Raw genomic sequence first — 15,150 nt, forward strand, 5'->3', positions numbered from 1 at the left:
CTAGAAGGTATTGTTTTAGGTGCTGTTTTGTTTTATAACGCGGCAATTTGCCTTGCAGCCGTAAAAAAGAGTGCGGCGAGCAGTCAAGACCGCTCACCGGAATTAACGGGGCTTGCAAGTGTTAGGCGGACAGGGGCGCGGCGGACAAGGCCGTGGGAAACACATTTGCGGATTGCAGGGACGGGGCGGACAAGGCCGCGGAAAGCAAGGCCGCGGCGGACAGAGGCGTGGGAGACAAAATTGCGGATTGCAAGGGCGGGGACGGCAGGGCAGCGGAAAACAAGGCCGCGGGGGGCAAGGACGGGGAAGGCAAGGCGTACTGGTGGGAAAACAGCCAATAAGACGTTCATCCGCTGAGAAACTGTCATCCGACGTTTCATCGGTATCATTATTATTATCATAAGGAGTATCCCAAGTTGTCTCACTGTCGAAGACCTGATCCCTGCCGGTGTCTTCCGGGTCACTAAGCTCATCGCGGTCAATCGATGGTGTTTCCGTGTCCCAATCTATCAGTTCAGGGTAAGCCCATTTTGGCCGTTTGTAATTATTTTTTTCATTGTCAGACACAGCTATCGCTCCTCCTTATCAGGTTGTGAGTCATCCTGTTGTCTTTCTATTGCTATTATATGGTATGCCGGAAAGCGCCGGGCTGTGAAAAGAAAATGGCAGCTTATGTTGACAAATATATCGTCCGGTGGTAAGATAACTGATATTTCCAGCAGCGGAATAGTGCTGCTGGCTGCAGTATGTGATCAGGTCCCATGCTATATAATTATCCTCAGTAGTTGTTACTGCTGAGGCTTAGTGCGTATATTGTCTTTATTATCTAATTGTGATATGATAAGATGAATAGCGTGCTAAGTTTGGATTGATACTAAATTTGGCAATACTAATCTTACTAGACGGCAATGTCCGAAAACTACATAGGGAGGATCAATATATAATGAAAGTGAACGCAGAAAAAATAGACAAACATAAGGTCGTTTTAGAAATGGAGATACCGCAACCAGAGGTATCAAAAGCCCTGGATAAGGCGTATCATAAATTAGCGAATCAAGTGAACATCCCCGGCTTCCGTAAAGGCAAAGTGCCGCGCAGTATTTTGGAAAAACGCATCGGCAAAGAAGCTTTATTGGATGAAGCCTTTGAAATCGTGGCTCCCCGCTTCTATGCCCAGGCGCTTCAAGAGCAGGGCATTGAGCCGGTAGGCCGCCCGCAAATCGACGTGGTTACGCTGCAGGAAGATCAACCGTTAGTGTTTAAAGCTACCGTGATTGCCAAACCGGAAGTGGTGCTTGGTGAATACAAGGGCTTAAAAGTAGAGCAGCCGGCAGCCGAGGTTTCGGAAGAACAGATTAGCAACCATTTGGAATCGCTGCGCAGCCGTCATGCCAGAATGGTAGTGGCTGAAGGTGCGGAACTGCAAAATGGCGACTTTGCTATTATTGATTTTGAAGGTTTTGTGGACGGAGCTCCGTTTAACGGCGGCGCAGGCAAGGCCTATCCGTTGGAAATCGGCTCAGGCAGCTTTATTCCCGGCTTTGAAGAGCAACTGATCGGCGCGAAAGCCGGCGAAGAACGGGATGTAAATGTCAGCTTCCCGGAAGATTATCATGTGGCCGAACTGGCAGGTAAACCAGCTTTGTTCAAGGTTACCGTGCAGGACGTAAAACGGAAAGAATTGCCGGAATTGGACGATGAGTTCGTAAAAGACGTAAGTGAATTTGAAAATATAGAGGAATTAAAGGCTGATATCAAGAATAAGTTAGAGAAGGCTGCGCAGGAAAAAGCCGAAAGCGATTTTAAAAATGCGGCTGTGAAGCAGGCGGTAGAGGCTGTAACTGTCGATATTCCGGACATTATGGTTGAGGACCGCATTGATCATATGATCGAGGATCTGAACGTAAATTTACAAAATCGCGGCATGCAGCTTGATAAATATTTGGAATATGTAAAAATGGATATGGATACGCTAAGGCAGAACTACCGTGAATCGGCTGCCATTAATGTGAAGACCGACTTGATGTTGGAAGCCATCGCCAAAGAAGAAAAACTGGACGTTACCGCAGAAGATATGCAGGTTGAAGTCGCTTTGCTGGCTGAAACGTATCAGGCAAAAGCCGCTGATGTGGCTAAAATTATTCGCGAACAGGGTAGAATGGACGCTCTGGCCGGTTCCATCGTGCGTAAAAAGGCGGCTAATATTATTATCGACAGTGCGGTAAAAGCGTAGTTTAAGCTAGAGCACGCGCACCAAAACCGGAATTTGATTCCGCCAGATACTCTGTCTTGAATCGAGGTGTTAGTTATGAGTTTCGTTCCAATTGTTGTTGAACAGTCTAATCGTGGTGAACGAGCCTACGATATTTATTCCAGACTGTTGAAAGACCGTATTATTTTTCTGGGCGGTCCGATTGACGACCAAGTTGCCAATTTGATTATTGCTCAGCTATTGTTTTTGGAATCGGAAGATCCGGATAAAGATATTCATCTGTACATCAACAGCCCCGGCGGTGTGGTTACAGCCGGCCTGGCTATTTATGACACCATGCAGTATATTAAACCGGATGTTTCCACTATTTGTTTAGGCTCGGCCGCCAGCATGGGAGCGTTGCTCCTAAGTGCCGGTGCGAAAGGAAAGCGGTTTGCGCTGCCTTACGCCCGCATTATGATTCATCAGCCCCTGGGCGGTGCGCAAGGTCAGGCTACCGATATTGAAATTCACGCCCGTGAAATTTTGCGTTTACGGGAAACCCTGAATGGGATACTGGTGCACCATACTGGCCAGCCGTTAGAAAAGATTGGGCAGGATACTGAGCGTGATTTCTTTATGTCCAGTGAACAGGCAAAAGCTTATGGCCTCATTGATTCTGTCATTACAAGGGAGGCCCGGCATAAGTAGGGCCCAATTAGAGAGGTGATAGAATGTTAAAATTTGGGGATGACAAGAGTCAGTTGAAGTGCTCCTTCTGCGGGAAACTGCAGGAACAAGTTAAAAAGTTGGTAGCCGGACCCGGAGTATATATTTGTGATGAGTGCATTGAACTGTGCAATGAGATTATTGAGGAAGAGCTGAGTGATGACGTAGAGCTGGAACTGCGTGATATTCCTAAGCCTAAACAGATAAAGGATATTCTTGACCAGTATGTCATAGGGCAGGATGACGCTAAGAAGTCTCTGTCTGTGGCTGTATACAATCACTATAAACGGGTCAACCTGGGTTCAAAGATGGATGATGTGGAACTGCAAAAATCCAACATCGTTATGCTGGGACCTACCGGCAGCGGGAAGACTTTACTGGCTCAGACGCTGGCTAAAATATTGAACGTACCCTTTGCTATTGCCGATGCTACTTCCCTGACGGAAGCCGGATATGTGGGGGAGGATGTGGAAAACATTCTTTTGAAACTTATCCAGGCGGCCGATTATGATGTGGAAAAGGCCGAAAAAGGGATCGTTTATATTGATGAGATTGATAAAATTGCCCGCAAATCCGAAAATCCTTCTATTACCCGCGATGTTTCAGGCGAGGGCGTACAACAGGCATTGCTGAAAATTCTGGAAGGCACGGTAGCGAGCGTACCGCCGCAAGGCGGACGTAAACATCCGCATCAGGAGTTTATTCAGATTGATACTACGAATATTCTCTTTATCTGCGGCGGTGCCTTTGACGGTATTGATAAAATCATCAGTTCCCGTACCGGTAAAAAGACAATGGGTTTCGGTGCGGAAGTCACCAGTAAGGACAAGAAAAAATTCGGTGAAGTTCTGCGCAGCATCCTGCCGGAGGATTTACTGCGGTTTGGCTTGATTCCTGAATTCGTAGGGCGTCTGCCGGTTATTGTCACCTTGGACGCACTGGATGAGGAAGCCTTGATCCGGATATTGCTGGAACCCAAGAATGCGCTGGTAAAACAATACCAGAAATTCCTGGAAATGGACAATGTGCAACTGGAATTCAAGGAAGATGCGTTGCGCTCCATCGCGGCGGAAGCCTTGAAACGAAACACAGGCGCTCGCGGGCTGCGGGCCATTATTGAAGGAATTATGCGCAATGTCATGTATGAAGTGCCATCGCGTACCGATATTACCAAATGCACGGTTACCAAGGAAGTGGTCCTGAACAAGGAAGAACCGATTTTGGTGACCAGCGAACGTAAAAACAAGAAGAAAGAAGAGTCCGCTTAAGAGGAGAGATCATCTCCTCTTTTTTGTTGTCAACCTAGTGTCTCATCCAGCGAGAATTTGTAGTAGATCACCGGCCCTTTTGCCGCCAAGCTTCGCTTAAGTCGGCGCGCATATCTTCGATATGCGCGCCTCCTCCGTCAAAGCCTGACAGCAAAAAGTTTCGGTGTTTATGCTACATTTTTCCGCTGCATGAGACACTAATTTTTCCCGGATAAAATCATGTGGTCTGCCTATACTAAAAGCATGAAAAAAGCTGTGGAGGGAGGTTGACGTTTAGTGGACTATGCAGTAAATCTGATTACAGTTATTCAGTTTTTTTTCGCAATGGTCATTGGGATGTATTTCTGGAATCTCTTGAAATCGCAGCAAGGAAGCCGTGTGGCCGTGGAGCGGGAGTCCAAAAAAGAAGTAGAGAAACTGCAGCGTATGCGGGAAATATCGCTGACAGAACCGCTGGCTGAAAAGACCCGTCCGTCTACCTTTGCAGAAATTGTCGGTCAGGAGGAGGGGTTGAAGGCGCTTAGAGCGGCACTTTGCGGACCTAATCCACAGCATGTGCTGATTTACGGACCTCCCGGTGTCGGTAAAACCGCGGCGGCAAGGCTGATTCTGGAGGAAGCAAAGCGGAATCCGTTTTCCCCTTTTGCCCAGAGCGCCAAATTCATTGAACTGGATGCCACAACCGCCCGGTTTGATGAACGGGGCATTGCCGATCCGCTGATCGGAACAGTGCATGATCCGATCTATCAAGGCGCGGGATCGATGGGAGTGGCGGGCATACCTCAGCCTAAAGCCGGTGCCGTGACTAAGGCCCATGGTGGCGTCTTGTTTATTGATGAAATTGGCGAATTGCATCAGATTCAGATGAACAAACTGCTCAAGGTGCTGGAAGATCGGAAAGTCTTGTTTGAAAGTTCCTATTATAACAGCGAAGATACCAATATCCCTTCTTATATTCATGATATCTTCCAAAATGGGCTGCCGGCCGATTTCCGGCTGGTGGGAGCTACGACCAGGACGGCACAGGATATTCCACCGGCGATTCGTTCCCGTTGTGTTGAAATTTTTTTCCGGCCGCTGTTCGCCAATGAAATCAGCTTGATTGCAGCCAATGCAGCAAAGAAAGTTGGCTTCCCGCTGGAGGAGAAAGCTGTCGAGGTTATCAAAAACTATGCCATGAATGGCCGGGATGCCGTCAATATTGTGCAGATTGCGGCAGGGGTGGCCTTAAACGAGGGAAATAAGGCGATAACAACGGCTAATGTGGAGTGGGTCATCAACTTTGGTCAGTATAATCCGCGACCGGAGCGTAAGATTCCAACGGAACCGCAAATTGGTTATGTCAATGGCTTGGCCGTTTACGGCGCCAATATCGGTACGATTATGGAACTGGAGGTTTCGGCCGTACCGAATGCTTACAGTACAGGGAAAGTTACCATAACAGGTGTGGTTGATGAAGAAGAGTTTGGGACTCCCGGCAGAACCATGCGCCGGAAGAGTATGGCGAAGGGTTCGATGGATAATGTAATGACCGTATTGGCGAATAAATATCATATTGATTTTGCCAAATATGATGTGCACATAAATTTTCTCGGCGGGGTGCCCGTCGACGGACCTTCGGCCGGTGTAACCGTTGCTACGGCAATTTATTCGGCAATTTATGAGATTCCGGTCAATAATACCATTGCCATGACCGGCGAGGTATCTATCCGGGGCTATGTAAAACCGGTCGGCGGGGTAAGTGCCAAAATTGCCGCCGCCAAGCAGGCCGGTGCCAGCCGTGTACTTATTCCCCGCGAGAACTGGCAGGAATTGTTTAAGGAAATTGATCTGGAGGTTATCCCCATCAATACCATTGATGAGGCGCTGGAGTATGCCTTGCTGAAAAAGACACAGGCCACAGCGGAAGAGGTGGTTTCGCCGCAGCCCGAGTTGCTGTCGGCGGCAAGCATAGTGTAGCAGAAAAGCCTGGAACCCGTTAGACCGGGAACCAGGTTTTATATTCGTCTCCGGACAGAGTCAGGCCGCTTCCTGCAATAAAAAGACAGCAAAGAACTAGGGCTTGGATGGAAGAGGTTCCCTAATATTTTTTTGCAGAGAGAGGATTTTTAGCAGAGGCACGAGAATATTTATAAATCTGGAAGCGGAAAATAACCCTGCGAGAAATACGTACATTACTATACCACCATTTTTTATAAGCAAAGCACATAGGTTTGAGGAGGCGAATGACATGGCAAAGAACAGACGTACAATTCCGCTATTGCCGCTACGAGGTATTCTGGTTTTTCCCTATATGATCATCCATTTGGACGTAGGCCGGGAAAAATCAATCAGTGCTTTGGAAGAGGCAATGGTACATGACCGCTTAATTATGCTCGCTACTCAACGGGATGCTCAGGATGACAAACCGGAAGCCGAGGATATTTTCAGCATTGGCACGGTTGCCGAAGTAAAACAACTGTTAAAGCTTCCCGGTGGTACAATCCGCGTATTGGTGGAGGGTCTTCACCGGGCTGAGATTATAGAATATACCGAACAGGAACCCTTTTATCAGGTGGAAATTGATGAGTTTGACGAAGAGGATGTAAAGACGCCGGAAGTCGAAGCGCTGACCCGGACGGTAGTTCACCAGTTTGAACAGTGGGTTAAATTAAGCAAAAAGATTCCGCCGGAAACGTTGGTTTCGGTCGTAGTTGTGGAAGAACCGGGCCGGCTGGCCGATTTGATTGCCAGTCACCTGTCTTTAAAGATTGAAGATAAGCAAGCCTTGCTGGATGCCATCGGCGTAGCCGAACGGCTGGAGAGATTGTGCGAAATACTGGGACGGGAAATGGAGATTCTCGAACTAGAGAAGAAGATTAATGTCCGGGTTCGTAAGCAAATGGAAAAAACACAAAAAGAATATTATCTCCGGGAGCAGTTAAAAGCCATTCAAAAGGAATTGGGCGATAAGGATGACCGGACGGCTGAAGTCGATGAGTACCGTCAGCGTTTGACCGAGAAGGAATTCCCGGAAGATGTGACAGAGAAAATCAATAAGGAAATTGAACGCTTGGAAAAAATGCCTCCTATGGTGGCGGAAAGCGCCGTTATCCGTACCTATCTTGATTGGCTGCTCAGTTTGCCATGGCTGGATAGAACAGAGGACCGGCTGGATATTTCCCTGGCTGAGCAAACCTTGGACAATGACCATTATGGTCTGGAAAAGGTAAAAGAGCGTATCTTGGAGTATTTATCGGTACGCAAACTGACTGAGACGATGAAAGGACCTATTTTATGTCTCGTTGGACCGCCCGGTGTAGGGAAAACTTCGCTGGCCCGTTCCATTGCCCGTTCGATGGAACGCAAGTTTGTCCGCATATCGCTGGGCGGTGTACGGGATGAAGCCGAAATCCGGGGCCATCGCCGTACCTATGTAGGGGCGCTGCCGGGCCGAATCCTTCAGGGTATCCGGACGGCAGGTTCGCAGAATCCGGTATTTTTGCTTGATGAAATTGATAAAATGAGCGCTGATTTCCGGGGCGACCCTTCGGCGGCCTTGCTGGAGGTACTTGACCCGGAACAGAATAATACCTTCAGCGATCACTATATTGAGCTGCCCTTTGACCTTTCCAAGGTATTGTGGGTGGTTACGGCTAATGTCATGCACAACATTCCGCGACCGTTACTCGATCGTATGGAAGTAATCAGCATTGCCGGTTACACGGAAGAGGAAAAAATCGAGATTGCCAAGCGCTATTTGGTTCCCAAACAAATCCGCGACCATGGTCTGACGGAAAAACAAATCGTTTTCTCGGAAGGAACACTGCAAAAGGTGATCCGGGATTATACCAGGGAAGCCGGTGTGCGTAATCTTGAACGGAATATTGCTAATTTGTGCCGCAAGTCGGCCCGCAAAATTGTGCAAAACGATCGTTCGGCGATTAAGATCACGGCACAAAATCTTCATACTTTCCTGGGAGCGCCCAAATACCGTCACAGCCAGGTGGAAACCAGCCATCAGGTCGGTGTAGCTACCGGCATGGCCTGGACGGAAGTGGGCGGCGATATTTTGGGCACAGAAGTTTCGATTATGAAAGGTAAAGGCAAATTGACCCTTACCGGGCAATTGGGCGAGGTCATGCGCGAATCGGCGCAAGCCGGCTTTAGCTATATTCGCTCGCGGGCGGAAGAACTAGGTATTGATCCTGAATTTTATGAGAAAAACGATATTCATATCCACTTGCCGGAAGGCGCTATTCCGAAAGACGGACCTTCCGCCGGCATTACAATGGCTACCGCCGTCGCTTCGGCTTTAACAGGTATTCCTATTCGCAGCGATTTGTCAATGACCGGGGAAATTACTCTGCGGGGCCGGGTATTGCCGGTCGGCGGCATTAAGGAAAAGGTGCTGGCGGCACACCGGGCGGGTATAAAAAGAATCATTCTGCCGAAAGAGAATAAGCGGGATATGGATGATATACCGGGAAACATAAAGCGAAGTTTGGAATTTTATTTGGTGGAACATATGGATGAAGTATTAGAAAAGGCATTGGTGAGGGAATGACGGAGAACAGGGAGGACGCGCAGCAGCGTGGTCCGATTCAGATTATCAGAGCCGAGTATGTTGCTTCGGCGGTTAAACAGAGCCAGTATCCGCCGATGAATGAGGAAGACAAGGAATTTGTATTTGTCGGGCGGTCCAATGTCGGAAAGTCGTCGCTCATCAATTCCTTGTCACGCCAGCATGGTTTGGCCCGGACAAGCGGCACACCGGGGAAAACGCAGACACTCAACTTTTATCAGTTAACGGCCAAGCTGGATGAAACAAGCCGCCAACGTTTCTTTCTGGTGGATTTACCCGGCTATGGCTATGCCCGTACCGGACGGGAAGCGCGCCGTCAATGGGCTAAATTTATTGAAGAATATCTGCTGTCTTCGCCGCGCATTAAACTGGTCTGCCAGTTGATTGATATTCGTCATAAGCCGATGGAAAGCGATATATTAACCTATCGCTGGCTGGAGGAACAGGGGCTGCCGCTGCAGGTGATAGCAACCAAGGCCGACAAGATTTCCCGTATGACGGTGAATAAACAGCTTAAGGCTATTCAGGAGGGTATCGGCATGCGGAATGGACAGCTTCTGCCCTATTCCTCTGCCAAAGGGACCGGGCGGGACCAGCTGCTTGACGTTATTGGCCGTCTTTTGTTAAACTAAAAAGAGTATGTTTGTGCCTCATCCGGCGAGAACATGAAGTATATCGCCGGCCTTTTTGTCACCATGCTTTGTTGTCGTCGCCTTACATATTTCCGATATGCGCGGCTCCTCCGCCTCGCCTGACGACAAAAATTCTCGGCGCTATACTTCATAACTCCCGCCGGATGAGGCACTGGAAGTGGGACGATCCGTCCGACTTCTTAAGTTTGTATAGGGAACCGTTGCTTTAATGAGTCTGTCGGCCTGACCGAAAAAGGTCCGTCGGGCGCGCTGTGTGGATTAATCAATGGTTTTCTAGGAAAATGAAGAGAAAGGCAGTGCAACATGTTAACTGCATTTGATAAAGCATTATTGAATAAGATTCAGGAAAACCTGCCGCTTGTAAGCCGGCCTTATGCTGAACTGGCCAAACAGCTTGGCGTGGAAGAAACAGCAGTGATCGAGCGGCTGAATTTTTTAAAGAAGCAGGGCTATATCCGCCGTATCGGTCCTTTCTTTGACTCGGCTAAGCTGGGGTACATCGGTACTTTGGTGGCGGTACGGGTCCGGGAAGAGGACGTGCCGGCTGTAGCGGCCGCTATTAATGCCTATAGCGGTGTGACCCATAACTATGAGCGGTATAGCGAGGGAGGTACGCAGTATAATTTGTGGTTCACCTTGCTTTCGCCCGATGTCGGCAGTCAGGCCCGCGTGCTGGCAAGGATTGAAGCGCTGCCCGGCGTGGAACGCCTGGTCAGTCTGCCGTCCGGAAAAAAATACAAGATCAGTGTTCGTTTTACTTTATGAGCTAATTAGGAGTGTGCCCTATGTTGGATGCGTTAGATAAAAAAATTATTGCCCTTATGCAAAATGACTTGCCGGTAGTTGCCGAACCGTATCGTGACATTGCCGGTCAACTGGGAATTACGGAAGAAGAGCTTTTGCGCAGGCTGAACCAGTATTTTGCGCAAGGACAGATTCGCAAAGTGGGTGCCGTGTTAAGGCACCGGGAGATCGGTTTTTCCGCTAATGCGTTATGTGTCTGGCAAGTGCCGGAAGAACGCCTGGAAGAGGTGGGCCGGCAAGCGGCCGAATGCAGCTACATTTCGCACAGCTACTCCCGTGAGCCGGGGATGGACTGGCCCTATAATTTTTACACCATGGTGCATGCCCACAGTCAGGAAGAATGCCGGACACTGGTGGAGGCTTTTGCGGCCGAGAACGGGCTGGACGTGTATGTGATGCTGTTCAGTACAAAGGAATGGAAGAAAACAAGTATGCGTTATTTCCAGGAGGAGTTGTAGAAACCCCTATAGCTTCGCAGCAGGTCTGCCGCGGCGATTTGTGTAGAAAAATGAAATAAAATAGTGGACATTCTGGCGGACAGCATGTATCATAGATATTGACTTTCTTTAAAGGTGATAATACAGTGAAAAAAACAATGTTTGATATTGTACAAAATGATTTGGTCACCCTGGAAACGGAACTTCTTTCTGTGGTACAATCGCCGGTGAAGTTAATTTCCGATATTGGCACCCATCTGACTCAGGCCGGCGGAAAACGGCTGCGACCAGCTTTGTATTTATTGTGTGCCAAGAGCAGAGCCGAGGCGGATACGGCAGAACGGGCCATTCCTATGGCAGTGGCAATTGAACTCATACATATGGCAACCTTGGTACATGATGACGTTATTGATGAAGCGGCTACCCGTCGTGGTCAGATCACGGCCAATGCGCGCTGGGGAAATCATTCCTCTGTTTTGGCCGGTGACTATCTGTTCGCTAAAGCATTTTCCCTGATTTCCGGCCTTGTTAATAACAATATGTTGAAGATCTTGGCGGAAGTCATTTGCTCCATGTGTGAAGGTGAAATTATCCAGAATAAGGATATCTATAATCCGCAGCAAACCGAAGCGGAATATCTGGTGCGGATTGCCAAAAAGACGGCTGACTTTTTGGCGGCCAGTTGTGTGCTGGGAGGTATGACGGCAGAGATCACCGAGACGGAGTTGGCGGCGCTACGCTGCTATGGCTACAGTCTGGGTATGGCTTTTCAGATTACCGACGACATTTTGGATGTTACCGCCTCTTCCGAGCAGCTTGGTAAACCGGCGGGCAATGATCTTCGTCAGGGGATTGTGACGCTGCCGGTGATTTATGCCCTGCAGCATAGTGCGGATCAGGAGGAACTGCGCTCCATTGTAACCGAACGTAATATGTTGGACGGTCAGGTAGCGCGGGGGTTGGAAATCATTCATGGGACAAAGGCGGTTGAATATTGCTATAGCCGGGTGGATGATTATTTAAATGAGGCTCGGCAATGCCTGCCGGTTTCTTTACCGGAAGAAATCCGGACAACGTTGGTCACTATTGCCAATTATGTCGGCTTACGCAATTATTGATGGAATTATAATATTATCTGGCGATGAACCGGTAAATGGACTGATGACAGGCTTTGGCGCCGCAGAGCTTACCAGTTATTATATAGGCAACGGGGTATACTACAGGAGACGTTTAACGTCTCTGTTTTTCTATTAGGTTGTTTTTTAGAGTAGGAATAGGTATAATGAGTCTGTGTGAATAAAGTCGGAAGGTGATATGACAATGTTTAATATTGGTATGACCGAATTAATATTAATCCTGGTTATTGCTCTTGTCGTATTTGGTCCCGGAAAACTGCCGGAGGTAGGCAAAGCGCTGGGTAAAGGGATTCAGGAATTCCGCAAGGCAACGAGCGGTGAATTGACGAAAGAAGAAACAAAACCGGAAGTCAAAGCTGAAGAAAAAAAGTGAGGCAGCTTGTATGACTAGTATAGAGAGCAAAGAGGAGGAAACAACGGTTGTTTCCTCCAATATCGGTGAAATGTCACTGGTTGATCATTTGCAGGAACTCCGCAAGCGGATTATTATCAGCCTCATTGCGGTTGGCATTACAAGTACAGTGAGTTATTTTTATGCCGAAAAATTAGTGAACTTTATTGCTGCTCCTGCCGGTAAATTGTATTTTATGAACCCGGCAGAAGTTTTTTTTACTTATCTTAAAGTTTCTTTTTTCGCCGGTTTTTTGGCGGCGTTGCCGGTGGTGCTGTACCAGCTATGGGCTTTTATTGTACCGGCCCTTACCCGGACCGAGCGGGCGCTGTCCTTTATTTTGATCCCGTCATCGGTGGTACTTTTTTTTGCCGGTGTGGTTTTTTCTTATTTTTTTGCTTTGCCGGCGGGACTGAATTTTTTCCTGGGTTTTGCCACGGAGAATTTACAGCCCATGTTTTCTCTGGGTGAATATCTATCTTTTGTTATTTCCTTTTTGCTGCCCTTTGGCTTTGTTTTTGAGCTTCCCTTATTTATTCTAGTATTGGCGAAACTGGGTATCATCGGGTCCGCCTTTTTAAAGGCTAAACGCAAGGTCGTTTTAGTACTGGTTTTTGTAATCGGTGCGGTTATTTCGCCGACGCCGGATGTATTTTCCCAGACGATGATTGCCGTACCCATGCTGCTTTTATATGAATTAAGCATTTTTATGGTCAAATATTTGCTGCGTAAATAAGACAATCTAGGGCGTGCCTTCAAATTAACGGAATGGTCCATGACGAGAGATTTTTGGGTCAGACGAATTAAAATTTTGCAGGAATAGCGGTCCCTATTTCAAAAAAATTTAATGAAGTATGGCGCAAAAAGCGCCGTCAAGGAGCGTTTCGGATAGTTTGAAGACACGCCCTATATACGATATATACGAGGGATTCATGGAAAGGATGAGCTTATGGCTTTTACCGACTTAAGAGAGTTTATCGAAGCCCTGGAGAAGCGGGGCTGGCTCAAGCGCATTACACAAAGCGTGGATGCCGATTTGGAGATTACCGAAATTACCGACCGGGTCTCCAAAATGAAGGATGATAAAAATGTTGCTCTTCTGTTTGAAAATGTGAAGGGTTATGATATGCCTGTATTGATGAACGCCTTCGGCAGTATGGAACGGATGGCGCTGGCTTTTGGCGTCGAGAAGGTGGACGATATTGCCGACGAAATTCGCAACATTTTAAAACTACCGCATATTTCCCTGCAAAATAAACTTGACTTGGTAAAGATTATTCCCACCGCCAAGCGGGCGATTAATTTTCCGAAATATGTGAAATCAGCGCCCTGCAAAGAGGTCATTATTAAAGACCGGCCATCGCTGGCCAAGTTTCCCATACTCAAGTGCTGGCCGGGGGACGCCGGGAAATTTATTACCCTGCCGCTGGTTTTTACGAAAAATCCGCTAAACGGCAAACGGAACGTTGGCATGTACCGTCTGCAGGTATTTGACGATAATACGACAGGTATGCACTGGCATATACATAAAAACGGCGCCGAAAATTACCGGGCCTACCGGGAAAAAGGACTGGACCGCATTGAAGTGGCAGTGGCTATCGGCGGTGACCCGACGCTGACCTATGCCGCGACGGCACCGCTGCCTAAAGATATTGACGAAATGGTTTTCGCCGGTTTTTTACGGAAAAAATCGGTGGAAATGATTAAATGTGAAACGGTAGATGTGGAAGTTCCCGCTCAGTCGGAAATCGTACTGGAGGGGTATGTGAAAATTGACGAAGTAAGGCGGGAAGGTCCTTTTGGCGACCATACCGGCTACTACTCGCTGGCCGATGACTATCCGGTCTTTCATATTATCTGCATTACGCACCGGAAAAATCCAATCTATCCGGCGACTGTCGTCGGCAAGCCGCCGATGGAAGACTGCTATCTGGCGAAAGCCACCGAGCGGATCTTTTTACCGCTGCTGCAGGCCCAGTTACCGGAAATTATTGATATTAACCTGCCGTTAGAAGGCGTATTTCATAATTGTGCAGTCGTGTCAATCAAAAAAAGCTACCCTCAGCATGCGAAGAAAGTCATGCATGCTATTTGGGGGATGGGGCAGATGATGTTTACTAAAATGGTGATCGTAGTCGATTCCCATGTCAATGTGCAGGATATGAGTGAGGTTTGGTGGCGCGTCTTTAACAATATCGACGCCCGCCGGGATATTGTCATGGTGGATGGTCCGCTGGATGTGCTGGATCACTCCTCACCGATGCCCAACTGGGGTACCAAAGTGGGCATTGATGCGACCAAGACCTGGCCGGAGGAAGGCAATCATCGCGAATGGCCCGATGAGATTGTGATGTCCGACGAGATAAAACGGCTGGTGGACGCCAAATGGAAGGATCTTGGTCTTGAATAAACTCAAAGCGCATCTGGAAAACATCGCACTGTCCCATTCGGTTTTTGCCCTGCCCTTCGCGTACATGGGGGCTATTCTTGCCGTGCAGGGAATCCCGGCTATGGGCGATCTGTTTTGGATCACCCTGGCCATGGTGGGCGCTCGCAGCGCGGCTATGGGGTTAAACGCTTTAATTGATTTAAAATATGACCGGCTCCATCCCCGTTTTACCGAGCGGCCGATGGTAACCGGTGCTGTCACTCCCAGTGAAGTTGTGTTGCTGATTGCAGCAAGTCTTGTCGTATTTGTGCTGGCTGCCGCCCATCTGCAGCCGGTTTGTGTGAAACTGGTGCCTCTGGCGGTTATTCCGCTGGCGGTTTATCCTTATATGAAGCGAGTATCCTGGACCTGCCATTTGGTGCTTGGTCTGGCCCTGTCCATTGCGCCGACCGGCGCCTGGATTGCGATTACCGGCTCGCTGGCCTGGCCGGCCGTATACCTGGGACTGGCTGTAGGCATCTGGATTGCCGGGTTTGATGTGATTTACGGCTGCCAGGATGTCGTATTTGATAAACAGCACGGTCTTCA

General features: G+C 48.4%; 13 protein-coding genes. All 13 read left to right on the forward strand.

Annotated features, from left to right (window positions below):
- Positions 1-943: 943 nt before the first annotated feature.
- Complete coding sequence (gene tig, locus BMW43_RS19830; RefSeq protein WP_091752016.1) at positions 944-2,233, forward strand: trigger factor; 1,290 nt, start codon at positions 944-946, stop codon at positions 2,231-2,233.
- Positions 2,234-2,308: 75 nt separating this feature from the next.
- Complete coding sequence (clpP, locus tag BMW43_RS19835) at positions 2,309-2,902, forward strand: ATP-dependent Clp endopeptidase proteolytic subunit ClpP (RefSeq protein ID WP_091752019.1); 594 nt, start codon at positions 2,309-2,311, stop codon at positions 2,900-2,902.
- Between the two features lie 23 nt (positions 2,903-2,925).
- Positions 2,926-4,188 carry an ATP-dependent protease ATP-binding subunit ClpX gene (clpX, locus tag BMW43_RS19840; RefSeq protein WP_091752022.1) on the forward strand — a complete coding sequence of 421 codons (1,263 nt, stop codon included), beginning with the start codon at positions 2,926-2,928 and terminating at the stop codon, positions 4,186-4,188.
- Positions 4,189-4,464: 276 nt separating this feature from the next.
- Positions 4,465-6,147, forward strand: coding sequence for an ATP-dependent protease LonB (gene lonB / locus BMW43_RS19845; RefSeq protein ID WP_091752026.1), 1,683 nt, complete (start codon positions 4,465-4,467; stop codon positions 6,145-6,147).
- A gap of 271 nt (positions 6,148-6,418) precedes the next feature.
- Entirely contained in the window at positions 6,419-8,734 is a 2,316-nt protein-coding gene (gene lon / locus BMW43_RS19850) for an endopeptidase La (protein WP_091752029.1), read from the forward strand.
- The gene (gene yihA, locus BMW43_RS19855; RefSeq protein WP_091752032.1) at positions 8,731-9,384 is read left to right on the forward strand and encodes a ribosome biogenesis GTP-binding protein YihA/YsxC; all 654 of its coding nucleotides are present in this window, start codon (positions 8,731-8,733) and stop codon (positions 9,382-9,384) included. Before lon ends, yihA begins: the two co-directional genes overlap by 4 nt.
- 324 nt (positions 9,385-9,708) lie before the next feature.
- Positions 9,709-10,170, forward strand: coding sequence for a siroheme decarboxylase subunit alpha (gene ahbA / locus BMW43_RS19860; protein ID WP_091752035.1), 462 nt, complete (start codon positions 9,709-9,711; stop codon positions 10,168-10,170).
- Positions 10,171-10,190: 20 nt separating this feature from the next.
- A complete protein-coding gene (ahbB, locus tag BMW43_RS19865; RefSeq protein ID WP_091752036.1) occupies positions 10,191-10,667 on the forward strand; it encodes a siroheme decarboxylase subunit beta in 477 nt (158 codons plus the stop codon).
- Positions 10,668-10,804: 137 nt separating this feature from the next.
- Positions 10,805-11,764 carry a polyprenyl synthetase family protein gene (locus BMW43_RS19870; RefSeq protein WP_091752057.1) on the forward strand — a complete coding sequence of 320 codons (960 nt, stop codon included), beginning with the start codon at positions 10,805-10,807 and terminating at the stop codon, positions 11,762-11,764.
- Between the two features lie 202 nt (positions 11,765-11,966).
- A complete protein-coding gene (locus tag BMW43_RS19875) occupies positions 11,967-12,155 on the forward strand; it encodes a Sec-independent protein translocase subunit TatA/TatB (protein ID WP_091752039.1) in 189 nt (62 codons plus the stop codon).
- 10 nt (positions 12,156-12,165) lie between these two features.
- On the forward strand, positions 12,166-12,909 hold the full coding sequence (tatC, locus tag BMW43_RS19880; RefSeq protein WP_091752042.1) for a twin-arginine translocase subunit TatC: 744 nt from the start codon (positions 12,166-12,168) through the stop codon (positions 12,907-12,909).
- A 213-nt stretch (positions 12,910-13,122) separates the two neighbouring features.
- A complete protein-coding gene (locus BMW43_RS19885) occupies positions 13,123-14,583 on the forward strand; it encodes a menaquinone biosynthesis decarboxylase (RefSeq protein WP_091752047.1) in 1,461 nt (486 codons plus the stop codon).
- Positions 14,576-15,150: UbiA-like polyprenyltransferase (locus tag BMW43_RS19890; RefSeq protein ID WP_091752051.1), on the forward strand; the 575-nt coding region annotated here is incomplete at its 3' end. The genes BMW43_RS19885 and BMW43_RS19890, both read left to right, overlap by 8 nt.

Origin of the sequence: Propionispora vibrioides, from assembly GCF_900110485.1 — a bacterium.
GTDB lineage: Bacteria > Bacillota > Negativicutes > Propionisporales > Propionisporaceae > Propionispora > Propionispora vibrioides.

Excerpts from the sequence above, each read along its gene's own strand:
- BMW43_RS19885 (WP_091752047.1), top strand. The coding sequence starts at position 13,123 with ATGGCTTTTACCGACTTAAGAGAGTTTATCGAAGCCCTGGAGAAGCGG.
- yihA (WP_091752032.1), top strand. The coding sequence starts at position 8,731 with ATGACGGAGAACAGGGAGGACGCGCAGCAGCGTGGTCCGATTCAGATT.
- lon (WP_091752029.1), top strand. The coding sequence starts at position 6,419 with ATGGCAAAGAACAGACGTACAATTCCGCTATTGCCGCTACGAGGTATT.
- ahbA (WP_091752035.1), top strand. The coding sequence starts at position 9,709 with ATGTTAACTGCATTTGATAAAGCATTATTGAATAAGATTCAGGAAAAC.
- BMW43_RS19875 (WP_091752039.1), top strand. The coding sequence starts at position 11,967 with ATGTTTAATATTGGTATGACCGAATTAATATTAATCCTGGTTATTGCT.
- BMW43_RS19870 (WP_091752057.1), top strand. The coding sequence starts at position 10,805 with ATGTTTGATATTGTACAAAATGATTTGGTCACCCTGGAAACGGAACTT.
- clpX (WP_091752022.1), top strand. The coding sequence starts at position 2,926 with ATGTTAAAATTTGGGGATGACAAGAGTCAGTTGAAGTGCTCCTTCTGC.
- clpP (WP_091752019.1), top strand. The coding sequence starts at position 2,309 with ATGAGTTTCGTTCCAATTGTTGTTGAACAGTCTAATCGTGGTGAACGA.
- tig (WP_091752016.1), top strand. The coding sequence starts at position 944 with ATGAAAGTGAACGCAGAAAAAATAGACAAACATAAGGTCGTTTTAGAA.
- ahbB (WP_091752036.1), top strand. The coding sequence starts at position 10,191 with ATGTTGGATGCGTTAGATAAAAAAATTATTGCCCTTATGCAAAATGAC.
- tatC (WP_091752042.1), top strand. The coding sequence starts at position 12,166 with ATGACTAGTATAGAGAGCAAAGAGGAGGAAACAACGGTTGTTTCCTCC.